The sequence below is a fragment of the Rhodococcus sp. SORGH_AS_0303 genome, assembly GCF_030819335.1.
In the GTDB taxonomy this organism is placed as follows: domain Bacteria; phylum Actinomycetota; class Actinomycetes; order Mycobacteriales; family Mycobacteriaceae; genus Rhodococcoides.
The window spans coordinates 1689002-1711810 of sequence record NZ_JAUTBO010000001.1 but is presented as its reverse complement, the minus strand read 5'-3'; the positions used below and the strand labels follow the sequence as shown (position 1 = coordinate 1711810).

18 protein-coding genes and 1 pseudogene are annotated in these 22809 nt (G+C 70.2%); 9 read left to right on the top strand and 10 right to left on the bottom strand.

Going from position 1 to position 22809, the window contains the following annotated elements:
- Positions 1-30: 30 nt before the first annotated feature.
- The 3 genes from allB to QE449_RS08065 are packed head-to-tail and all read right to left on the bottom strand — an operon-like array spanning position 31 to position 2855.
- Entirely contained in the window at positions 31-1380 is a 1350-nt protein-coding gene (allB, locus tag QE449_RS08075; RefSeq protein WP_027505682.1) for an allantoinase AllB, read from the bottom strand.
- Entirely contained in the window at positions 1377-2438 is a 1062-nt protein-coding gene (gene alc, locus QE449_RS08070; protein ID WP_307108602.1) for an allantoicase, read from the bottom strand. The genes allB and alc overlap by 4 nt, the downstream gene beginning before the upstream one ends.
- A gap of 3 nt (positions 2439-2441) precedes the next feature.
- On the bottom strand, positions 2442-2855 hold the full coding sequence (locus QE449_RS08065; RefSeq protein ID WP_027505680.1) for a gamma-glutamylcyclotransferase: 414 nt from the start codon (positions 2853-2855) through the stop codon (positions 2442-2444).
- A gap of 139 nt (positions 2856-2994) precedes the next feature.
- On the opposite strand from QE449_RS08065, the gene QE449_RS08060 reads away from it, so the two are divergent.
- From QE449_RS08060 to QE449_RS08045, 4 genes are all read left to right on the top strand, one after another.
- The gene (locus QE449_RS08060; protein ID WP_027505679.1) at positions 2995-3747 is read left to right on the top strand and encodes an aspartate/glutamate racemase family protein; all 753 of its coding nucleotides are present in this window, start codon (positions 2995-2997) and stop codon (positions 3745-3747) included.
- A gap of 11 nt (positions 3748-3758) precedes the next feature.
- On the top strand, positions 3759-4652 hold the full coding sequence (locus QE449_RS08055) for a PfkB family carbohydrate kinase (RefSeq protein ID WP_027505678.1): 894 nt from the start codon (positions 3759-3761) through the stop codon (positions 4650-4652).
- Complete coding sequence (locus QE449_RS08050) at positions 4649-6736, top strand: RecQ family ATP-dependent DNA helicase (RefSeq protein ID WP_027505677.1); 2088 nt, start codon at positions 4649-4651, stop codon at positions 6734-6736. The genes QE449_RS08055 and QE449_RS08050 overlap by 4 nt, the downstream gene beginning before the upstream one ends.
- A 100-nt stretch (positions 6737-6836) precedes the next feature.
- A complete protein-coding gene (locus QE449_RS08045) occupies positions 6837-8585 on the top strand; it encodes an ABC transporter ATP-binding protein (RefSeq protein ID WP_027505676.1) in 1749 nt (582 codons plus the stop codon).
- On the opposite strand, the gene QE449_RS08040 is transcribed toward QE449_RS08045, so the two are convergent.
- Together QE449_RS08040 and QE449_RS08035 are read right to left on the bottom strand one after the other, a co-directional pair.
- Positions 8568-9212: an SDR family oxidoreductase gene (locus QE449_RS08040; protein ID WP_051613342.1), complete on the bottom strand. Its 645-nt coding sequence runs from the start codon at positions 9210-9212 to the stop codon at positions 8568-8570. The two genes, QE449_RS08045 and QE449_RS08040, sit on opposite strands and share 18 nt — an antisense overlap.
- A gap of 66 nt (positions 9213-9278) precedes the next feature.
- On the bottom strand, positions 9279-10820 hold the full coding sequence (locus tag QE449_RS08035) for a hypothetical protein (protein ID WP_197027783.1): 1542 nt from the start codon (positions 10818-10820) through the stop codon (positions 9279-9281).
- Positions 10821-11140: 320 nt separating this feature from the next.
- On the opposite strand from QE449_RS08035, the pseudogene ectA reads away from it, so the two are divergent.
- The 5 genes and pseudogenes from ectA to QE449_RS08010 form a co-directional block, all read left to right on the top strand.
- A pseudogene (gene ectA, locus QE449_RS08030) lies at positions 11141-11644 on the top strand (diaminobutyrate acetyltransferase); the annotation flags it as partial.
- A 60-nt stretch (positions 11645-11704) separates the two neighbouring features.
- Positions 11705-12982: a diaminobutyrate--2-oxoglutarate transaminase gene (ectB, locus tag QE449_RS08025; protein WP_027505675.1), complete on the top strand. Its 1278-nt coding sequence runs from the start codon at positions 11705-11707 to the stop codon at positions 12980-12982.
- A gap of 43 nt (positions 12983-13025) precedes the next feature.
- Positions 13026-13424 (top strand): ectoine synthase, encoded by a 399-nt coding sequence (locus tag QE449_RS08020; RefSeq protein ID WP_027505674.1) that lies wholly within the window; start codon positions 13026-13028, stop codon positions 13422-13424.
- Positions 13425-13560: 136 nt separating this feature from the next.
- Entirely contained in the window at positions 13561-14340 is a 780-nt protein-coding gene (locus tag QE449_RS08015) for a Sir2 family NAD-dependent protein deacetylase (RefSeq protein ID WP_027505673.1), read from the top strand.
- Entirely contained in the window at positions 14337-15515 is a 1179-nt protein-coding gene (locus tag QE449_RS08010) for an MFS transporter (RefSeq protein ID WP_307108601.1), read from the top strand. Before QE449_RS08015 ends, QE449_RS08010 begins: the two co-directional genes overlap by 4 nt.
- 8 nt (positions 15516-15523) lie before the next feature.
- On the opposite strand, the gene proB is transcribed toward QE449_RS08010, so the two are convergent.
- From proB to QE449_RS07985, 5 genes are all read right to left on the bottom strand, one after another.
- Positions 15524-16645, bottom strand: a complete 1122-nt coding sequence (proB, locus tag QE449_RS08005) for a glutamate 5-kinase (RefSeq protein WP_027505672.1) — start codon at positions 16643-16645, stop codon at positions 15524-15526.
- Positions 16642-18093, bottom strand: a complete 1452-nt coding sequence (obgE, locus tag QE449_RS08000) for a GTPase ObgE (protein ID WP_027505671.1) — start codon at positions 18091-18093, stop codon at positions 16642-16644. The genes proB and obgE overlap by 4 nt, the downstream gene beginning before the upstream one ends.
- Positions 18094-18281: 188 nt before the next feature.
- Entirely contained in the window at positions 18282-18545 is a 264-nt protein-coding gene (rpmA, locus tag QE449_RS07995; protein WP_027505670.1) for a 50S ribosomal protein L27, read from the bottom strand.
- A 104-nt stretch (positions 18546-18649) separates the two neighbouring features.
- The gene (gene rplU, locus QE449_RS07990; protein ID WP_027505669.1) at positions 18650-18961 is read right to left on the bottom strand and encodes a 50S ribosomal protein L21; all 312 of its coding nucleotides are present in this window, start codon (positions 18959-18961) and stop codon (positions 18650-18652) included.
- A 247-nt stretch (positions 18962-19208) separates the two neighbouring features.
- Positions 19209-22595, bottom strand: coding sequence for a translation initiation factor IF-2 N-terminal domain-containing protein (locus QE449_RS07985; protein ID WP_027505668.1), 3387 nt, complete (start codon positions 22593-22595; stop codon positions 19209-19211).
- Between the last annotated feature and the right edge of the window lie 214 nt (positions 22596-22809).

Sequence of the window (22809 nt, the reverse complement as noted above, 5' to 3'; positions counted from 1 at the left end):
GACGATCGTCCGATTGTCAACAATCTGCAATCAGCCGCGCGTCAGCAGCCTTCCCTGCGGTGGACCGTCGAAATCGATGCGTCGTCCGGCGAGCCAGGTCGAGCGCACACAGCCCGTCACCGTGCGGTCGTCGTACGCACTCACCGGATTCCTGTGCCTCAGTTCCTCCGCGTGCACCACGAACTCCTGGTCCGGTGCGAACACCGCCAGGTCGGCGTCCTTGCCCACCGCGATCGCGCCCTTGCTCTCCAGTCCGACCTGAGCCGCCGTCGCCGCGGACATCCACCCGACGACGTCGGCGAGAGAGTGCCCACGCCGACGGGCCTCGGACCACACGGCGGCCAAGGACACCTGCAGCGAGGCGATGCCGCCCCACGCGACACCGAAGTCGCCGATGTCGAACCGCTTGAGCTCCGTGGTGCACGGCGAGTGATCGGTGACCACCGTGTCGATCACGCCGTCGGACAACGCCTGCCACAACGCGTCCCGGTTGTCGGCCTCCCTGATGGGCGGGCAGCACTTGAACTGGGTCGCCCCGTCCGCGATCTCCTCCGCCGCGAACGACAGGTAGTGCGGGCAGGTCTCGGCAGTGATCCGCACACCGTCCTTCTTCGCCGCCGCCACGAGCGGCACGGCGTCGGCACTCGACAGGTGCAGGATGTGGACGCGGCATCCCGTCCGCCGCGACGCCGCGATCACGTCGGCGATGGCCGTGTTCTCCGCGGCGCGCGGTCGCGACGCCAGGAAACCTGCGTAGTCCCGGCCGCCGGCGTTCTCGGAGTCGGCGATGATCTGCGCGTCCTCGGCGTGCACGATCAGCAGTCCGTCGAACGAGGCGATCTCCCGCATCGCCTCCTCGAGCTCGTCGGGCGAGAGAGGCGGGAACTCGTCGACACCCGAGTGCAGCAGGAAGCACTTGAAGCCGAAGACACCGGCCTCGTGCATCGCGCGCAGGTCCGGGACGTTGCCGGGTACGGCGCCACCCCAGAAGCCGACGTCGATGCGAGCCTCGGGCTCGGCCACCGCTCGTTTGACGTCGAGTGCGTCGGTGGAGACCGTCGACGGAATACTGTTGAGCGGCATGTCGATCAGGGTCGTGATGCCCCCGGCGGCCGCGGCGGCCGTCGCACTCGCGAAACCCTCCCACTCGGTGCGACCGGGCTCGTTCACGTGCACGTGGGTGTCCACCAGACCCGGGAGCAGTACCTCGTCGTCGGCCAGGTCCACGACGACGTCCGCATCGACGGGATCGTCGTGACCCACGACGGCGACGATGCGGCCGTCCCGCACCCCCACCGTGCACGCCGTCTCGGTACGGGAACCGTCGGCCGCGGTCACGACCGCACGGCGCGCGCGGAACGCGAGATCCCACGCGCTCATGCCGGGGCCTGCTCGGCGAGGAGTGCGCGGTGTTCGGCGGGAAGCCCGTCCCACCAGGCGGCGCGCGCGTCGACGCGGCCACGCTCGTCCGGATCGCCGAACAACCGCAGCCGGGACAGACCCCCGTCCGGGTAGACGTCGAGGCGCAGATGTGTTGCGGCAGGGGCGCCGTCGAGATGGAACAGGTGCCGCGTGTCGGGCTGGACCGCCGTACGCGGCAGGACCTCGGCCCACGCGGACGGATCCGCGACGTCGGCGACCCGATCGTCGACGGTGCTCAGTCGCACCCAGCCCGGGGCGTTGCCGACGTAGTACGACGTGTCCACCTCCACGTGCCGCGGCACCCCGGCGACACCGAGAGCGAACGTCGCGTGGTCGTTTCCGCCGCCTCGCCGACGCGAGTTCTCCCACCCCTCACCCATGTTCCGGGCACGGCCGGGCAGGATGATGTTGGCCGGAGACGCGTAGAACGCGTCCGAGCACTCCACGAGCCGCCCACCGTGTTCCGCCGCCAGCAGATCGACCGTTCCGGTCAGGAACCGCGGGTCGGGCACCACCTCGCCGTGCACCCGCAACCGCGCCACTCCCCCGTCCGGATAGATCGACAACCGGACGTGGGTCCAGCGACGGGTGTCGGTCACGGGATACAGATTCGCCGTGTCGCCGTCGGCCCGCGACTTCTCGACGATGGTGTGCCACTGCACCGTCGACAGTTCCTCGGCCGAGGGGTAGCCCTCGACGGACGCGGCCTCGACCGACACGAACGGCGGATAGTTGCCGCGGAAGAACGCGGTGTCCACGACGACGCCGTGCACGATGCCCGCCGCACCCAGCCGCACGAGAGCCCAGTCGTGCCCGTCGTCGCGTCGGCGGCGGGTCTCCCAGCCGTCGTACACCTTGCCCTTGTGGCCGAACTCCGACGGATCGAAGAACGGCGCCGTCGGCTTGATCAGGTTCTCGCGCTGCGCGAACAACTCGTCGTTGGCGGCGCTCACCGACCCGCCCAGAGCGCGCGAGGCGAGATCGGGAAAGAGGAGGAAGTCAGCAGCGGCGGACACGACTCATGCTCCCGCAGAGACGGTCTCGTCCGGATCGGGAAGCCCGCGGTAGGCACGCCACCCACCGAGATCCGTGATCTCGGTGAGCTCGGCGGACAGCGAGTCGACCAGGCCCGGTCGCAGCACCACGGCCATCACCGACCGTCCGTCGGCGAGCTCGATGACCGAGAGTTCGAGTTCGACGGGCTCCTCCGGCAGGAAGTCGGTGCGGATGTTCTCCATCGGGACGTCGTACAGCTCACCGGCGATGGAGGCGCCACCGGTCTCGGTCAGCAGCAGGCCGGGGAACTCGTCGCGCACCGCGAAGAACCGGTAGTTCGGCGCCGTCCGCACCGAGCCGAGGAAGGTGTGACTGGAGACGTTGTGGTGCAGGTTGCCGCCACGCATGGCGCCTCCGTTGCAGAACAGTTCGGCCATGGTGTGGGTCCGGTCCTCTCGTTCGGTTCACGCTCGTGCGCTGCCAACGTAACCGAGTTCGCGATATATCTTCCGGCCTGCGGAGCGGGTCTACTCTGAGCGACGCCGAACCCCGTTCCCGTCGAACTCCGGAGCTGCCGTGCGCATCCTCGTCGTCAACGTCAACACGACGCGATCCATGACCGAGGCCATCGGTGCGCGCGCCCGCGAGATCGCGTCGCCGGGCACCACCGTGGTCGCGCTGACGCCGGCGTTCGGGGCCGAGTCGGTGGAGGGCAACTACGAGTCGTACCTCGCCGCCGTCGCGGTCATGGAGACCGTCCGCGCGTACGCGGAACCGTTCGACGCCGTCGTGCAGGCCGGCTACGGCGAGCACGGCCGCGAGGGCCTGCAGGAGCTGCTCGACGTTCCCGTCGTCGACATCACCGAGGCCGCGGCGAGCACCGCGATGTTCCTGGGGCGTTCGTACTCGGTGGTGACCACCCTCGATCGCACGGTCCCGCTGATCGAGGACCGACTGCTCGTCGCGGGCCTGCACACCCGCTGCGCGTCGGTCCGCGCCAGCGGCCTCGGGGTGCTCGACCTCGACCGTGATCCCGACGCGGCGGTGCGCGCCGTCGTCGACGAGGCGGAGCGCGCGGTGCGCGACGACCGAGCCGAGGTGATCGTCCTGGGGTGCGGCGGAATGTCCGGTCTCGACGCCGCCGTGCGGGCCAGGGTCGACGTTCCCGTCGTCGACGGGGTGACCGCGGCGATCACCGTCGCCGAGGGGCTGGTCCGGCAGGGTCTCCGCACGTCCAAGGTGCGCACGTTCGCGCCGCCGCGGAGCAAGTCGTTCGTGGACTGGCCGCCCGCTCGTCGAGACGGCTCGGGTGTCCGAACCACCCGTTAGTGTCGTGCACCATGGCCGATCCTGACACCGCACGTCCCCGCATCACCATCGTCGGCAGCATCAACATGGACCTCGTCGCCCGCACCCCCACGCTGCCCGCACCGGGTGAGACGGTCCTCGGCAGCGCGTTCCGCACCTCCCCCGGCGGCAAGGGCGCCAATCAGGCGGTCGCCGCCGCTCGGGCCGGCGCCGAGGTGGTCTTCGTCGGAGCAGTCGGCTCCGACACCTTCGCGCTCGAACTGCGCGAGACCCTCGTCGGGGCCGAGGTCGACGCGTCGCTGCTGCGCGAGGTCGAGGGCGCGAGTGGCGTCGCGGTCATCACGGTCGACGACGCCGCGGAGAACTCCATCGTCGTCGTGGGCGGTGCCAACGAGACCCTGACCGAGCTCACGGCGGAGGAACTGGCTGCCGTCGCCGAAGCCGACGTCCTGCTGTGCCAACTCGAGACGCCCGTCGCGACGGTCGTCGCGGCGGCGCGACACGCGCGGGCCAACGGCACGCTCGTGTTCCTCAATCCGTCACCGGTGCAACCGCTCTCCGACGATCTGCTGGTTCTCGTCGACGTCGCGATCGTCAACCGCGACGAGGAGAACGCCCTGGGGGTCGACGCACTCGCCCGCATTCCGCACGTGGTCACCACGCTGGGGGCCGACGGTGCCCGCCATCGCAGCGCCGACGGCGTCGTCACCGCCCATCCCTCGCCCGCCGTCGAGGCCGTCGACACCACGGGCGCCGGCGACGTCTTCGCCGGCACGCTGGCCGCCGCGTGGCGCGACGGCCCCGCCGCCGCGGTTCGGCGCGCGTGTGCGGCAGGGGCCGTGGCCACCACGCGCGACGGCGCGGGGTCCTCGGCTCCCACCGTCACCGAGGTCGACCGGGCTCTCGCCGGGACGCGTGACGCATGAGTACCCGTGAGCGCGCACAGGAGCTGCTGACCGACCTCGCCGGCCCCGATGCCGTTCTCCGTGAGGACCAGTGGACGGCGATCGAGGCGCTCGTCGTCCATCATCGACGCGCACTCGTCGTGCAGCGCACCGGGTGGGGAAAGTCGGCCGTGTACTTCATCGCCGCACGCCTGTTGCGCGAGCAGGGGCTCGGACCGACCGTCATCGTGTCGCCTCTGCTCGCGCTCATGCGCAACCAGGTCGCTGCGGCCGAGCGCGCCGGGGTCACCGCCGCCACCATCAACTCGGGCAACGTCACCGAGTGGGACGACGTCCACGCACGCGTCGCGGCCGGTGAACTGGATGTGCTGCTGGTGAGCCCGGAGCGGCTGAACAATCCGGACTTCCGCGATCAGGTGCTGCCCTCGCTCTCCGCGGACGCGGGGCTCGTCGTGGTGGACGAAGCGCACTGCGTCTCCGACTGGGGTCACGACTTCCGGCCGGACTATCGCCGCATCAGGTCGCTCATCGCCGAGTTGCGCGAGGGGGTCCCCGTTCTCGCCACCACGGCCACCGCGAACGATCGGGTGGTCGAGGACGTCGCGGCACAGCTCGGTGTCGGCGGGGCCGACACCACCGTCCTGCGTGGCGGTCTCCAGCGCGAGTCGCTGCACCTGTCCGTGGTCACCATCCCCGATCCGACGGCGCGCATCGCCTGGCTCGCCGACCATCTCGAGACCCTGCCCGGCTCGGGCATCGTCTACTCGCTGACGGTCGCGGGAGCCAACGACCTCGCGGCGCTGCTGCGCGATCGAGGAATGGAGGTGGCCGCCTACACCGGCCAGACCGATCCGACGGAACGCGAAGCGGCGGAACAGGATCTGCTGCAGAACCGTGTCAAGGCGCTCGTCGCGACCTCGGCGTTGGGCATGGGTTTCGACAAACCCGATCTGGGGTTCGTCGTGCACGTGGGTGCACCGTCGTCGCCCATCTCCTACTACCAGCAGGTGGGCCGCGCGGGACGCGCCACCGAGCGCGCCGACGTCGTCCTCCTGCCCGGTCCGGAGGACCGGGAGATCTGGAGCTACTTCGCGTCCGTCGCCTTCCCTCGCGAACACGTCGTACGTCGGGTGCTCGAGGTGCTGGACACCGAGCGCGCCCAGTCCACCCAGGCTCTCGAACCGCTCGTCGAGCTCGGACGCACTCGGCTCGAGATGGTGCTCAAGGTCCTCGACGTCGACGGCGCCGTCCGGCGGGTCAAGGGCGGTTGGCTCGGTACCGGGGAACACTGGCACTACGACCGGGAGCGCTACGAACGACTCGACGAGGCACGGCTGTCCGAGCAGCGCGCGATGATCGAGTACCAGAGCACCGACGAGTGCCGGATGGCGTTCCTGCGCCGGCAACTCGACGATCCGTCCCTCACCGGGGATGCGGAGGCGGACCGGTGCGGGCGCTGCGACAACTGCACCGGGCAGCACCTCTCCGCGGACGTGTCGGCCGATCACGTGGAGTCGACCCGGCGGCGTCTCGATCGACCCGGGCTGGACCTCGCCATCCGCAAGCAGTGGCCGACAGGACTGAAGAAGGTCGGCGTCGAGCTGTCGGGGAAGATCAGCGACGGCCCGGAGACCGGCCGCATCCTCGGCCGCCTCACCGACCCGGTGTGGGGACCACGCCTGCGCGCGCTGACGGACGGCGAGGACGGTCCGGCACCCGACGGGCTGGAGGCCGCGTGCATCAAGGTCCTCGCAGAGTGGACGTGGGACGAGCGGCCCACCGGGCTGATGGTCATGGAGAGCGACTCCCGACCGGCGCTGTTGAACGACCTCGGGGAGCGTCTGGCGAGGGTCGGCAGGCTGGAGCCACTGGGCGTTCTGCACCGTCGGCCCGATGCCCGGCCCGTCTCGGGCGCGAACTCCGCGTTCCGCGTCGCCTCATTGGTGGACGCCTTCGAGGCACCCGATCTGACGGCGCATCGCGGACCCGTCCTGCTGCTCGATCTCTCCACCGACACCGGGTGGACGCTCACCGTGGCGGCGCGGGCGCTCCGGCAGGCGGGGGCCGATGCGGTGCTTCCGTTCGCGTTGATCGGTCGCGGGTAGGCCGGAGGCCGGCCGCGGGTGGTCGGGTAGGCCGGGGACGGGCAGGTAGGCCGAGGATGGACAGAAGGGGTGTCTGTCGGCGCGCGACTAGTGTGACGAGGTGACGACAGCTACTCCCGATGCACCTGGTCGGCTCCCCAATCTCCGCCTCCTCTGGACCTTCATCCGCCCGCATCGCCGGTTGTTCCGGTTCGGTCTGCTTCTCGGTCTGCTGGTCACCGCGTCGTCCCTGGCCACTCCGCTGGTCACCAAACGACTGTTGGACTCCTTCGACGTCCCGGGCGCCACGCGGTCGGCCATCGTCCTGTTGGTCGGGCTCCTCGTCGTGGGGATCATCGTGGGTCTGGCTCAACGCCTGCTCCTGGGAACCATGGCCGAACGCGTCGTGCTCGAGGCGCGATCATCGATGGTGCGGCGGTTCTTCGGCGCCACCATCCCGGCGGTCACCGCTCGTCCCGCGGGCGAGATGCTCACGCGGGTCACGTCCGACACGATGCTGCTCCGCGAGGCGTCGTCCTGGGCGCTGGTCGAGATCGTCAACGGCAGCATCGCGATCGTGGGTGTCATCGTGCTCATGGCGACCCTCGACCTCCCCCTCCTCGGGACGGCTCTGCTCGGCATCGGTCTCATCGGTGTCGCCGCCGGGTTCCTCATGCCGAAGGTGGCTCGCGCTCAACGCAATGCACAGGAGGCGATGGGTCGGCTCGGCGGCATCCTGGAGGGCGCGTTGCGCGCCGTTCGCACGGTCAAGGCCAGTCGGGCGGAGAGTCGTTCGAGCGAGCTGGTCATCGAGGAGGCCCGCGTCTCGGCGTCCTACGGTATCCGGGCAGTGCGTCTCGAAGCCTGGGCGTGGACCATCACCGGTTCCGGGATCCAGCTCACCATCATCGCGGTGCTCGGCGTGGGCGCGTATCGGGTGAGCTCGGGAGCGCTGGCCGTCTCCAGCCTGGTCGCGTTCCTGCTCTACGCGTTCCAGTTGGTGGGCCCGGTCGCCCAGCTCACGCTCTACGTCTCGCAGCTGCAGCGCGGCATCGCCGCCGCGGCCCGCATTCGTGAGGTGCAGGTGATGGACCTCGAGAAGGAGGCGCCCACCGCGGTCGCGGACCTGCCGGCGAGCGCGGAGGTCTCGGCGCTCACCCTCACTCGGGTCACGGCCGGGTACGGCGACGAGGGCGCCGCGGTGAACGCGATCGACATGAGCATTCCGTCGCGCGGCCACACCGCCGTCGTCGGGCCGTCGGGCGCCGGCAAGACGACGCTGTTCTCGTTGATCCTGCGCTTCCTCGAACCGCGGGACGGCGAACTCGCCCTGAACGGTGTCCCGTACTCGGCCTTGTCCCACAGTCAGATCCGCGCGCGCATCGGCTACGTCGAGCAGGCCACACCCACACTGCCGGGCACGATCGCCGACAATCTCCGGCTCACCCACCCGGACGCGACCGACGCCGAGCTGTGGGCGGCACTCGAACGCGTGCGGCTGGCCGAGAAGATCGAGCTGTTGCCGGCCGGTCTCGCCACCGAGTTGCGCGACTCGGCGGTCTCGGGCGGCGAGCGTCAGCGCATCGCGTTGGCCCGTGCCATCGTCCGCCCACCGGACATCCTGCTGTTGGACGAGGCCACCGCGCAGGTGGACGGCATCACCGAGGCCGCCATCCACGACGCCATCCGCGACCTGTCGGTGCACGGTGCCGTGGTGACCATCGCGCACCGCCTGTCGACGGTCATCGACGCGGACACCATCTTCGTGCTCGAGCGCGGACGTGTCCGGTCGAAGGGAACGCACCGCGAGCTGCTCGACACCGACACCCTGTACCGGGATCTCGTCGAGGCGCTACGTATCGCCGTCTGACGCCGCGGCCACCAGCCGTCGGGCCGTCTCGTCGGCCGACGTCGGATCGGTGTCGACGGCGGTGACGCGCACCCCGGTGCCGACCAGGTCGCCGGCAAGTTGCGCGGCGAGCCGATCGATGACGACGGAGGCCAGCGACGACGCGTCCAGCCCCGCGTCGCCTGCGGTCGGCAGGCAGCGCGGAACGAGGATGAGACCGGAGTGCTGGCACACCATGTGCCGTGCGGCCGCCCGCGCGGTGATGAAGTGGGCACGCAGCGCGTCCAGGACCGGACGTTCGAGATCCGCGACCTCGGTGCGATCGAGCCGACGCGCCGACGCTTCGGAGTGGGTCGAACGCGACGCCCGGCCAGGGATGATGACGTCGATCGACACGTCGATGCTCCCGGAGCAGGCGGCGACGACGTCCACGTACTCGTCGACGTCGACCTCGTCCAGCACGTCGATGACGGCCGCCTCGGCGTGGCCACCGTCCGCGCGGATGATGTCGACGACGTGCTGCATCTTCGTCCGGGAGCGGCCCGCGAGGTGCACGCGCGCTCCGTCGCGGGCCAGGGCGACGGCCAGCCGGCTCCCGACGACACCGCCGCCCCCGTAGATCAGTGCGTTGGCTCCGTCGAGCAGCACGTCACGCTCCTCCGCCCACCCGGCGCCGACAGGTATTCCTGCCGCGGGATCGTCCGGCCGGTGGTCCTAGCGTACGGAGGACGAGACGCTGTCGTCCTCGGTTCGGTCGGCCTCGTCGGCGTCGTTCTCGACAGCCGCATCGGCGCCGTGGTCGACCGGTTCCGCGTCGTCGATCGTGCGATGCGCGGCCAGGACGGCCACCGATACAGCCACCGTGACCAGTGCGGCGATCACCGACACGAGCGAGGTGACGATGCTTCCGCCCGCGGCGGCGTTCTCCAACGACCGGACCAGTTGGCCGAGGGGGGTGAAGAGTCCGACCGTGTCGGGCAGACCACCGACCCCGCGCAGGACCAACCCGCCGAGCACCACCTGGACGAGCCCGAGGACCCCGAGCACCACTCCGGCACGGACGGCTCCGAGTGCGGTGCGCAGTGCACGCGCCGCAGTGGCCACCGCGGCGACCCAGACTCCGATCAGGACGGTCGAGACCATCGAGCCCGAGAGACTCGCGCCGGTGTCGGCGAACGTCAGGGCCAGCACCATCGTCGACGCGGTGGCCACCGCCCCCAGGACCGCGGCGCGGGCGCGCGGGACGAAGAATCCGACGAGCGCTGCTGCGACGAGCGCGAACGCCGCCGCGAGGTACGGCCACGCGTCCGAGGCGGACCGCACCACGTACGAGGTACCGCCGCCGGCCGGGTCGGGTTCGATCCGCTCTGCTGCCGGCAGCGAGGTGGACGCTTTCTCCACGTTGGTGCGCAGGGTGGAGAACATGGTCTCCATCGGGCCGACTCCCCCGACCAGGCGCGTGGTGCCGTCGACGAGGCGTACCCCGCCGTCGTCGAGCAGGACGAGGCCGTCGCGCAGCTGCGCGGATCCGTCGGTGGCACGCACCATGCCGTCGACGAACTCCGAGGACGGGTCGTCGAGTTGGTACGCCACGGTGCGCGCACCGTCGCGCAGCGTCTGCAGGTCGGTCATCACCCCGGCGTTCAGTCCCTGGGTGCGCAGCAGGTCGAGGACCGGCCGCAGCTGATCCGCGGACGCGGCGGCGCCCGGATCGGTGGACGCGGCGAGCGAGTCGAGAGTCTGCTGAACGATCAGTTCGATCTGGCCCTGCGCGGCTCCGACGCCGGTGAGCGCACCCACCACGCGATCCACTCCTCCGCTCACCTGCGACGAGCCGTCACCGAGCTGCCAGAGGCCGGCTCGGAGCTGGGTCATGCCGTCGGCTAGTTCGGCCGAGCCGTCGCGGGCCTGGTGCAGGCCGTCGGACATCTGGTGAGCGCCGTCGTCCAGCTCCACGCTGCCGTCGGACAGCTCGGCCATACCGCCACTCAGGATCTGCAGCGGCAGGACCGTGTTGGTCAGGGCGGCACGACTCGACCCGAGCGGGTCCGTCGTCGACCCGCCCGCAGTGGCGGCGACGGAAACGGTGCCGGTGGTGGCGGGGCGATCGGTCTGCGTGACCCAGAACACTCCGGCCGCCACGGTGGGGAGCAGAACGGCGAGCACCATCGCGACGGGGGTCGAGCTGGCTGCACCGACACGTGCAGCGGCGCCTCGCAGTCGGGCGGGCCGGGGAAGTCTGACCGTGGGAGTCATAGTGTGCCGGACATTAGCCATCACCGAACGGGAACGGTGGGTGCCTCGCCGGGCTCTGACCATTTATTTCACCGTCGTCGAGACCATTCAGTCTTGATCACCCTGTTCACACTGGTCACAGCAGCCCCACGCCGCGGTGCCGCTGCGAGGGTTCCCGCGCCTCCCGCGGGCCGCGGCAGGCCCCCGAGTCGCCGGCGAACGCATCGTCGTGTGACCACACTCACAAGGGGCGAACGTACTGGCGATAGGCGTGCCATTCTCGTGCCTGACGACGAGGGCGCCTGACATGTCCGGTCAGCCTTGTTACGTTCGTCTGCAATATGACGCCAGTGTTACAGAGAGCCGCCCCGACCGACGACATCGATTTCTCGTTCCGCCCACCACGCGTGGCCGACGGGACGCGATTGTGGGAGATCGCGAGGGACTCCCGAGTACTGGACGTCAATTCCAGTTACTCGTACGTGCTGTGGTGCCGCGATTTCTCCGACACCTCGATCGTGGCAGTGGACGCCGACGACCGTCCGGTCGGCTTCGTCACCGGATACATCCGTCCCGACGCCGACGACACCCTGTTCGTCTGGCAGGTGGCGGTCGACTCCGACCAGCGCGGGCACGGCCTGGCCGTGCGCATGCTGCAGGGCCTCGTCGACCGCACCACCCCACGCGGAGCACGCCTCCTCGAGACCACCATCAGCCCCGACAACGACGCGTCGATCGCCCTCTTCACATCTTTGGCGCGACGACGCGACACCACCATCACCCGACGAGATCTGTTCGCAGCGAACGACTTTCCCGACAGCCACGAGCCGGAGGACCTCTACACGGTCGGCCCGTTCGACGGCACGCTCGCCGACACTTCCGACGACCACACCCGAAGGACCTCGATGACCACCAGCATCACCCCGACCGACACCACCACCGACATCTTCGAGGCCCGCGAGTCGCAGGTCCGCAGCTACAGCCGACAGTGGCCCGCAGTGTTCGACACCGCGCAGGGTTCGTGGATCACCGACGAGAACGGCCGTCGCTACCTCGACTTCTTCGCCGGAGCCGGTGCGCTCAATTACGGCCACAACAATCCCGTGCTCAAGCAGGCACTGGTCGACTACATCATGCGGGACGGCATCACGCACGGTCTCGACATGTCCACCGTCGCGAAGCGTGAATTCCTCGAGTCGTTCACCACGCGCATTCTCGAGCCCCGCGGGTTGGATTACAAGGTGCAATTCCCCGGACCCACCGGAACGAACACCGTGGAAGCCGCGCTCAAATTGGCGCGAAAGGTCACCGGCCGTTCCTCGGTCATCAACTTCACGAACGCGTTCCACGGCATGACGCTCGGCGCTCTGTCCGTCACCGGCAACTCCATGAAGCGCGCCGGCGCCGGCATCCCGCTGGTCCACGCGACCCCGATGCCGTTCGACAACTACTTCGGCGGTGCCACGGACGACTTCCAGTGGATGGAACGAGTGCTGGACGACTCGGGAAGCGGCATCAACCGCCCCGCGGCCGTCATCGTCGAGACGGTCCAGGGTGAGGGCGGCGTCAACGTCGCCCGTGCCGAGTGGCTGCGCGGGCTCGCAGATCTGCTGAAGCGCCGCGACATCCTGCTCATCGTGGACGACGTGCAGATGGGCGTCGGCCGCACCGGGCCGTTCTTCTCCTTCGAGGACGCCGGCATCGTGCCGGACATCGTCACGCTGTCGAAGTCGATCGGCGGCTACGGCATGCCGATGGCACTGACGCTCATGCGCCCGGAACTCGACGTCTGGGGTCCCGGCGAGCACAACGGCACGTTCCGCGGCAACAGCCCGGCCTTCGTCACCAGCAAGGCCGCGCTCGACCACTACTGGGCCGACGGCGCGTTCGAGGCGTCGATCCTGGCCAAGGGCGAGCGGATCCAGGACGCGTTCATCGATCTCTCGGCCCGCTTCGAGGGTCTGAGCACCCGCGGTCGCGGCATGGTCCAGGGTCTCGTGTTCGACGACGCGGAGAAGGCGTCGAAGGTCACCGCGCTCGCCTACGACAAGGGCCTGCTCGCCGAGACGTCCGGACCCTCCGACGAGGTGGTGAAGCTGCTTCCGCCGCTCACCATCACCGAGGAGGATCTCGATCACGGCCTCGGCATCCTGGCCGACGCCACCGCGACCGTCTGCTCCTGACCGAATCGCGTTCCGCACGTCCGCACAGCACGAGGAGGACCACATGATCGTTCGCACCACCGAGGCCATCACCGGAACCGAGCGCGACATCGCGAGCGAGGACGGCCAGTGGCGGTCCAAGCGGATCGTCCTGGGCGGTGACAAGGTCGGGTTCTCGTTCCACGAGACCACCATCGAGCCGAACACCGTCAACAACTTCCATTACGCCAACCACGTCGAGGCCGTCTGGCTCATCGAGGGCGAGGGCACGCTCACCGACCGCGAGACCGGTGAGACGTACGACCTGGGTCCGGGATCGATGTACCTGCTGAACGGGCACGAGCGTCACACGGTGGAGACGCGGACCCGCATGCGGATGCTGTGCGTGTTCAACCCGCCCGTCGTCGGCAACGAGCGTCACGACGAGAACGGCGTCTACCCGTTGATCGAGGTTCCTGCCTGACGCCACGGGCCGACCGGACATCCCACCCCGCCGCTCCACCCCAGCCCGCGCGGCGACCTACTCTGGAGACGTGACCTCGGTTTCCCCACGCTCTCTCGATCGGTCGCCGCGCAGCGCCCTCTCTCTACAGGACGCGATGGCCGACGGCCGCGTCGTCGCGCTGACCGGTGCCGGGATGTCCACGGACTCGGGAATTCCCGACTACCGGGGCCCGGACTCTCCGCCGCGCAACCCGATGACGTTCCAGCAGTTCATCGGCGACGACGATTTCCGACGTCACTACTGGGCTCGCAACCACGTCGGCTGGCGCCACATGGACGCCACCCGCCCCAACGCCGGGCACCGCGCCCTCGCCGAGCTCGAGCGCGTGGGTACCGTCTCCGGCGTCATCACGCAGAACGTCGACATGCTGCACACCAAGGCCGGCTCCCGCTCGGTGATCGACCTGCACGGTGTGTACGGCCGGGTCCGTTGCCTCGACTGTGATCGCCTCGTCTCCCGCGTGGCTCTCGACGAACGTCTGACCGCTGCCAATCCCGGCTTCATCGAGTCCGTCGTCGGTGCCGACGGCGTCGAGATCGCCCCGGACGCCGACGCGATCATCGAGAGCACCGCCCACTTCCGCATGGTCGGATGCGAGGTGTGCGGCGGCATCCTCAAACCCGACATCGTCTACTTCGGTGAGAGCGTGCCCAAGCCGCGCGTCCGGAGCGCCTACGACATGGTCGACGCCGCGCGCTCGCTCGTGGTGCTGGGGTCCTCGCTCACCGTCATGTCCGGACTGCGCTTCGTCCGGCACGCGTGGAAGAACGACATCCCGGTGTTCATCGTCAACCGAGGACGCACCCGCGGGGACGAGTTCGCCGCCCAGAAGATCGAGGCCGGCTGCTCCGAGGTCCTGGCGTCCTTTCTGTGACGGACGGCAGGACCGTCGGCGGTGCCCCGTGGGCCGTCGCGGCGATCTTCTTCGTCAACGGTGCGGTGCTCGGTAACTGGGCGCCGCGCCTGCCTGCGATCCGCGATGCTCTCGAACTCGACGCGTCGGTGCTCGGTCTGGCGCTCGCGGGAGTCGGCACCGGCGGCCTTCTCGCCACTCCCCTGGCCGCCGTCGGTATCCGGCGGCTCGGCAGTCACCGAGTCGTCCTGCTCTCCGCGACGGTGCTGTGCCTGGCGTTCGTACTCCCGGCACTCGCCGGGACGTGGTGGGCACTGGCACTCGCTCTCGCCGTCCTGGGCGGGGCCGACGCCGTCATGGACGTGGCGATGAACGCGCAGGGGGTGATCGTCGAGAAGAACCGGCGGCGTTCGCTTCTCAACCGATTCCACGCGGCGTGGAGCGCAGGGGCCGTCACCGGCGGCCTCACGGGCGCCGCCGCGGCCGGGATCGGACTCGCCGTGCTCGTCCACTTCGCTCTCGTCGGTGGGGTCCTGCTGGCGCTCGCGCTGGTGGCTCACCGCTCGCTGGTTCCCGACGGACGCGCCGTGCCCGACACCGTCCCTCGACCGTCCGGCCGAGGGCCACGGCGCGTGTTCTCCGGCGCCCTGGCGTCGCTCGGAGGGCTCGTGTTGGTGTGCGCCCTGGTCGAGGACGTGCCGCAGTCCTGGGGTGCGATCTACTCCACCGATCTCGGGGCCGGGCCGGGACTGGCGGGTCTCACCGTCGTGGCCTTCTCGTCCGCGATGTTCGTCGGACGCCTCGTCGGTGACGCCGTGGTGGACCGCGTCGGACGCCACGCCGTGCTGATGGGCGGCGCACTGCTCATCGCGGCCGCGTTCCTGGCGGCACCCGTGGTGAGTTCGCCCGTGATCGCCCCGGTGATGTTCGCCGTCGCGGGATTCGGTGCGGCACCGATCTTTCCGGCTGCGTTCGGGTTGGCCGGACGACTCCCCGGCATCACCGCGGGCACGGCCCTCACAGTGGTGTCGCTGATCGCCCGGATCGGGGTGCTGCTGGCACCCGTCGCGTTCGGCTCTCTCGCGGAGCTGACCGGCTTCGGCTGGGCGTTGTGGTCGATGGTTGCGGCCGGTGTCGCGGTGGCGCTGCTGGCCCTCGCACTCCGGCGCGTGCTCGCCGCCTCGGCTCCGGCCTGACCGGTCGCTCAGTCCGGGACGAGGTCGTCCGCGTGCACCACGGGGCGTCGGGCCTCGGGGGCGAGATCGCCCGTCGAGCGACCGATCATGCCGGCGAGCTCCGCCGCGTCGTACGCGACGACTCCGCGCGCGACCACGGTGCCGTCGACGCCGTGCAGGGTCACCACGTCGCCGGCGTCGAACGAGCCACTGACCGAGACGATTCCTGCCGACAGCAACGAGCGTCGCCGGCCGATCACCGCGGTGACGGCGCCGTCGTCGAGCGTGAGGGCGCCGGCGGTGTCCGCGGCATGACGAACCCAGAATCGGCGGGCCGACAACCTGTTCGGGCGCGCGGTGAACGTGGTCCCCACCGGTCCGCCACTGAGCGCGGAGGCCGCCTCGGACGCCGCCGCCAGCAGGACGGGAACACCCGCGTCCGCTGCCAGGCGGGCCGCGGACAACTTGGACGCCATGCCGCCGGTGCCGAGGGAGCCGCCCGATCCGGCGACGACGCCGTCGAGATCCTCGGGACTCGCGACCTCGCGGACGAAGGTCGCGTCGGGGTCCTTGCGGGGGTCGCCGTCGTAGAGGCCGTCGACGTCGGACAGCAGCAGCAACGCGTCCGCGCCGACGAGGTGCGCGACCAGGGCTGCGAGACGGTCGTTGTCGCCGAAGCGGATCTCGGCCGTCGCGACGGTGTCGTTCTCGTTGACGACGGCCACGGCGCCGAGTGAGCGCAGTCGGTCGAAGGTGCGCTGAGCGTTGCGGTGATTCGACCGACGGGCGATGTCGTCCGCCGTCAACAGCACCTGACCGACGGTCCGACCGTAGCGGCCGAAGGAGGTGCCCCACGCGTGCGCCAGCGCCAACTGGCCGACACTGGCCGCGGCCTGCTTCGTCGCCAGGTCACGAGGCCGCTGCTTGAGACCCAACGGCGCCATACCGGCACCGATCGCTCCGGACGACACGACGACGACGTCGGACCCGGCACGCATCCGCGCCTCGATCGCATCCGCCAACGCGTCCAGCCGGGCGAGGTCGAGTCCGGCCTCCATGCTGGTGAGAGCCGACGACCCGATCTTCACGACGATGCTGCGCGCCGACGCGATGATCTCCCGCGTACTCCCGTGCGGCTGCGTCGCGGTCACTGCTCGTCGCTCTCCAGCCCTCGACGGACACGGCGGGCGTGCTTGCGCTCGGGCGCGCCGATGCGCTCGACCTGGTCGATGCGCGAGTCGGTACCGCGGCCGGTCATGGTGACGTCGACACCGGCGGGGGTCTGCGGCTCCCACTCGAAGCTGACGTCGCCGATGGTCACGGACGCCCCGGGCTGCGCGCCCTGCTTGACCAGTTCCGCCTCGACACCGAGACGAGCGAGTCGGTCGGCGAGGTAACCGACGGCCTCGTCGTTGTCGAAGGCCGTCTGCATGACCCACCGCTCCGGGCGCTCGCCGCGCACGATGAAGCCGCCCGGCTCGTCAGGATCGGAGATGACGCTGAAGCCCGCCTTGTCGGTGGCGACGGGCCGGATGACCTGCCGACGCGCGACGGCCTTGGGATGATCGATGCGGTACTGCGCGACCAGCTCCGCGAGAGCGAAGGTCAAGGGACGCAGACCTTCCCGACTCACCGCGGAGATGGCGAAGACGGGCCAGCCGCGGGCCTCGAAGTCCTCGCGCACCATGTCGGCCAGTTCCTGCGCCTCGGGAACGTCCACCTTGTTGAGCACGACGATGCGCGGGCGATCGGCCAACTCGCCCAGGCCGGCGTCGCTCGACAGGGCGGGCGTGTACGCGGCCAGTTCGGCCTCGAGAGCGTCGACGTCGGACACGGGATCGCGACCCGGATCGAGGGTCGCGCAGTCGACGACGTGGGCGAGCACGGCACAGCGCTCGAGGTGACGCAGGAAGTCCAGGCCCAGCCCCTTGCCCTGACTGGCGCCGGGGATGAGGCCGGGGACGTCGGCGACGGTGAACGTGGTGTCGCCGCTCGAGACGACGCCGAGGTTCGGGACCAGTGTCGTGAACGGGTAGTCGGCGATCTTCGGCTTGGCGGCCGAGAGCACGGAGACGAGAGACGACTTTCCGGCGCTCGGGAAGCCGACCAGACCGACGTCGGCCACGGACTTTAGCTCCAGGACCAGGTCGCGCTCGACCCCGTCCTCGCCGAGCAGCGCGAAGCCGGGCGCCTTGCGTGCTCGTGATGCGAGGGCGGCGTTGCCCAGGCCGCCGCGACCGCCGGCCGCCGCGTCGAAACGCGTGCCCTCGCCCACCAGGTCGGCGAGGATCCGGCCGTCGCTGTCGAGAACCATGGTGCCGTCCGGGACACCCAGGATCAGGTCCTCGCCGACGGCGCCGTCGCGATTGCTGCCGGCCCCCTGCGTGCCGTTTCCTGCCTTCGCATGAGAGTGGAAGTGGAAGTCGAGAAGGGTGTGCACGCTCGGATCCACCACGAGGACCACGTCGCCGCCGCGGCCGCCGTTGCCGCCGTCCGGACCACCGAGGGGCTTGAACTTCTCCCGGTGGACGGAGGAGCACCCGTTACCGCCCTTTCCCGCACTGACGTGCAGGGTGACACGGTCGACGAAACGCGACATGGGTGGAGGGTCCTTCCGAAAGGCAGATGATGCTGAACTGCTGAGAGATCGGCGGCCGACAGGGCGCCGAGGGGTGAAACGCCGTCAGGGGCGGACGGAGGACGAGCCCTCCGAACCGCCCCTGACGGGAACGTGCACTGACGTCGCAGGAACGGCCGAAGCCGGGCCTCGCGGGCGCCGCAGGAGAATCAGGCCTCCGCGGCGGCCGGGACGATGTTGACGGTCTTGCGGCCACGCTTGGTGCCGAAGAGAACTGCACCCGCCGAGAGGGCGAAGAGCGTGTCGTCGCCGCCACGGCCGACGTTCACACCCGGGTGGAAGTGGGTGCCGCGCTGACGGACGAGGATCTCGCCCGCGCTGACCGACTGTCCGCCGAAGCGCTTGACGCCGAGACGCTGAGCATTGGAATCGCGACCGTTGCGTGAGCTGGACGCGCCCTTCTTGTGTGCCATGAGAAACCCTCCCGGGGTTGGTGGAGCCGGTGCCGTGATGGACGAGCCCTGGTGGAACGAGCCGTGGTGACGCAGAGACGCCGGATGGAGACCGGTGTCAGGGCTTACTTGATGCCGGTGACCTTCAGGACGGTCAGCTTCTGCCGGTGTCCCTGACGCTTGTGGTACCCGGTCTTGTTCTTGAACTTGTGGATGCGGATCTTCGGGCCCTTGGTGTGCTCGACGACCTCACCGGTGACGGTGATGCCGGCCAGCTTGTCGGCCCCGGTGGTCAGCTCGGACCCGTCGACGACGAGAACGGGAGCAAGCGAGACAGCCGTTCCGGGCGCTCCCTCGATCTTCTCGACCTTGACGAGGTCACCTACAGCGACCTTGTACTGCTTTCCGCCGGTCTTGACGATCGCGTACGTTGCCATCGGAGGGCTACCCCTTGCTTCTTTGATGCGTTCTCACGTCCCTGGTCGGGGACGTGACTGGTCTCGTGGCTGCGGTTCCGCAGCCCCTGCTGGTCACACTCTTGCGCCGGCGAACCGAAGTTCGGGTGGCTGCGCCCGCTCACCTCGCGGAGGACAGGACGGAGCCACGTCGCCGGCAGCGACTGTCCAAGATTACGGTAGAGCCCGTGGCCCGGTCAAACCGCCGGGCCCGGTGCTCGGCCGCAGCTCAGGCCTCGTCGTCCACCGGCGGCCCGGCCGGCCGACCCGCTGCCCGACGGCGCGGACGCCGGACCGGTGCGACGGGCTCCACGGAGGCGCCGCCCCCGACGGTCACTGCAACGGGTTCGGCAGCGCCGCCCTCGTCGCCGCTGCCGGAAGTCGGTGCTGCCGTGGACGTCTCGAGTGCCGAGGGCACCACGATGACCGTGCCGGCGGAGTCCCCGGCCGGCGCGGACGCCGCTCGGGACACCCGACGACTGCGGCGCGGACGCGTCGCGGCGGTGGGTTCGGGAGCGACAGGCTCCGGCGCCGCGGGTTCGGGTGTGGCGGAATCGGGTGTCGACGGCGTGTCCGACGTCTCGGTCACCTCGGCGGCCGAGTCCGATCGGCCGTTGCGGCCGGCGGCGTCGCGCACCGCTGCCACGGCGGCCGTCGCGTCCTCGATCGGATCCGACACGGTGTCCGCCACCTCGGCGACATCGTCCGGATGCAGGTGCGCCGCCATGGCCAGAGCGACGGGATGAGCACGACGCACAGCCGTGTCGCTTCCCGACTCGGACTCGGTGGTCTCGGCCGTCGTCGTCTCGTCGACTCGATTCTCCGAACGGTCCCGGCCGCCGCGCTTGCGACGCGAGCCGCCCTCGGAGGCCTGGCTGTCGGAGCGGGAGGTGGTGTCCGAACGGGAGTTGTCGGACCGCGACCGATCGGAGCGGGAGTGGGAGCGCCCACCCTCGTCCTTGGCCGGCTCGACGGGGAACTGATGCATGATCAGCCCACGCCCGTGGCAGTGCTCGCACGTCGTGGAGAACGCCTCGATGAGACCGGTACCCATGCGCTTGCGCGTCATCTGGACCAGTCCGAGCGACGTCACCTCGGACACCTGGTGCCGTGTGCGATCGCGGCCCAGGGCCTCGGTCAGGCGACGGAGCACCAGGTCGCGGTTGGACTCGAGCACCATGTCGATGAAGTCGACGACGATCATGCCGCCGATGTCGCGCAAGCGCATCTGCCGCACGACCTCCTCGGCCGCCTCGAGGTTGTTCCGGGTGACGGTCTCCTCGAGGTTGCCGCCCTCACCGGTGAACTTGCCGGTGTTGACGTCGACCACGGTCATGGCCTCGGTGCGGTCGATCACCAGCGTGCCGCCGGACGGCAACCACACCTTGCGGTCGAGCGCCTTGGCCAGCTGCTCGTCGATGCGGAAGGCACCGAAGACATCGACGTCCTTGGACTCCGAGGTGTACCGCTCGACGCGGGGCAGCATGTCGGGGGCGACGGTCTCGATGTAGTTCTGCACCGTCGACCAGGCACGGTCGCCCTCGATGACCAGCTTGGAGAAATCCTCGTTGAAGAGATCGCGGACCACCTTGACCAGGAGGTCGGGCTCCTCGTACAGCGTGACCGGAGCCGACGACTTGGACGCCTCGGCACCCGTCGAGCGCTCCGAGACGGTGGCCCACTGCGCCTGCAGACGGGTGACGTCGCGCTCGAGCTCCTCGGCGCTGACGCCCTCCGACGCGGTCCGGATGATGACCCCGGCCTCGGACGGGACGATGTCGCGCAGGATGTCCTTGAGACGTTTGCGCTCGTTGTCGGGCAGCTTGCGGCTGATGCCGGTGGACGAGCCACCGGGCACGTAGACCAGGAAGCGGCCGGCGAGCGAGATCTGCGTGGTCAACCGGGCGCCCTTGTGCCCGACGGGATCCTTGCTGACCTGCACGAGCACCTGGTCACCGGGCTTGAGCGCCTGCTCGATCTTGCGGCTGTTGCCGCCCAGACCGGCGGCGTCCCAGTCGACCTCGCCGGCGTACAGCACACCGTTGCGGCCCTTGCCGATGTCGATGAACGCGGCTTCCATGCTGGGCAGCACGTTCTGCACGCGGCCGAGGTAGACGTTGCCCACGATGGAGCCCGAGGCCGTGCTGGTGACGAAGTGTTCGACGAGAACGCCGTCCTCGAGCACCGCGACCTGGGTCAGGTCCGGGTGCCCGGCCAGCGACTTCTCGCGCACGACCATCGTCCGGTCCACCGACTCGCGGCGCGCGAGGAACTCGGACTCGGTCAGGATCGGCGGACGGCGACGGCCGGCGTCACGACCGTCGCGGCGACGCTGACGCTTCGCCTCGAGCCGGGTCGACCCGGTGATGCCCTGGACCTCGTCCTTGGACTTGGCCGCGCGCTGACGTGGCTCGCGTTCGTGCACCACCGTGTTGGGTGGATCGTCGTCGGTCGTGGTCTCGGCGTCCGCGCTCTCGCCACCGCTCTTGCGGCGACGACGGCGGCGCCGGCGACGGCTCGCGCTGTCCCCGGTCGAGTCGTCGTCGTTGTCCCCGGAGGCGCCGTCGTTCTCCCCGGAGGCACCGTCGGTGTCCTCCGCGGACGGTTCCGTCTCGGCGGCAGTGGTGTCGGTCGTGCTGGACGCGTCGGTCGAATCGGTGGTCTCTGGCGCGTCCGAGTCGGCGGACGTGTCCGCCCGCGACCCACGACGGCTGCGCGAGCGGCGGCTCGAGGAGCGCTTCGGCGCGTCGTCGCCCTCCGCGGCGTCATCCGTGTCCGTGGTCTCCGATTCCGCCGTCGCGTTCTCGGCGGCAGGCGCATCGGAGCGATCCGCGGCGGACTCGTCCGACTCGTCGTCGTCGCTCTGATCGTCGTTCTGGTTGTCGCCGCGTCCACGACCACGGCCACGACGGCCACGGCGGCGGCGGCGAGGACCGGACGATCCGTCCTGCTCGTTCGCGTCGTCGTCGGTGCCCTCGTCGGACGCGGAGGCATCGGACGAGGAGGTGTCGGACTCGGTCGCCGTCTCGACGGCGGGGGTGCTCTCGGCGGGGGCGGACACCTCGACAGGGGTGGACACGTCGGCAGTGCCCTCGGCCTCGGGTGCGTCCGCTGTCGTGGTCTCGTCGACCTCCGCCTTCTTCGGCGCGGATCGAGCGCGACGTGCCCGCGTCCGGGGAGCCTTCGGCGCCTCGGTGACCTCGGGCTGCAGGAACAGCGGCGCGGTGGCGGGGTCGGCGGACGACGGGGCCGTCGCCTCGGCCGTCTCGATGTTCGTGAAGAGGTCCGGCTCGGTGGGAGACGCCGGACTCTCGTCGGCCGTGGACGCCGAGCTGGTCTCCTCGGCGGCGGGAGGTGCGCTCTCCGCAGCGGGCAGACCTGCCACGTCGGCGGCGTCGAGCGCCGGAGCACCCAGTGCGGAGGCGACGGTCTGCGCGTCGTCACGAACGACGCTGGACTGGACGCTGCGGACGTCGACGCCCATCTCGGCCAGCTGGGCGACGACCTGCTTGCTGGTCACTCCCAGCAGCTTGGCGAGCGCGTGAACGCGGATGCGCTCGGGAAAGGTGGGGGCGCCCTGATCGAGCGGCTCCTGGGGCGGCACGGTGTCGGCCACGTGTTCTCCTCGGGCTCCCGGGCGCGAACATCCACGGTCGAGGTGCCCGATCGGGCGTCGTCCGTCGAATGGCACGCGGCCACGCGGGAGTCATGGTTCGTTCGCGGGATCGGACGATCCGACGAAAAAGCGGGTTCGCACTGCGTCAGGTCGTCGACCGGAACGGTCGGCGACTGTCACCGCACTGCCTGGGCGGATGGCCGATCCGAGCACC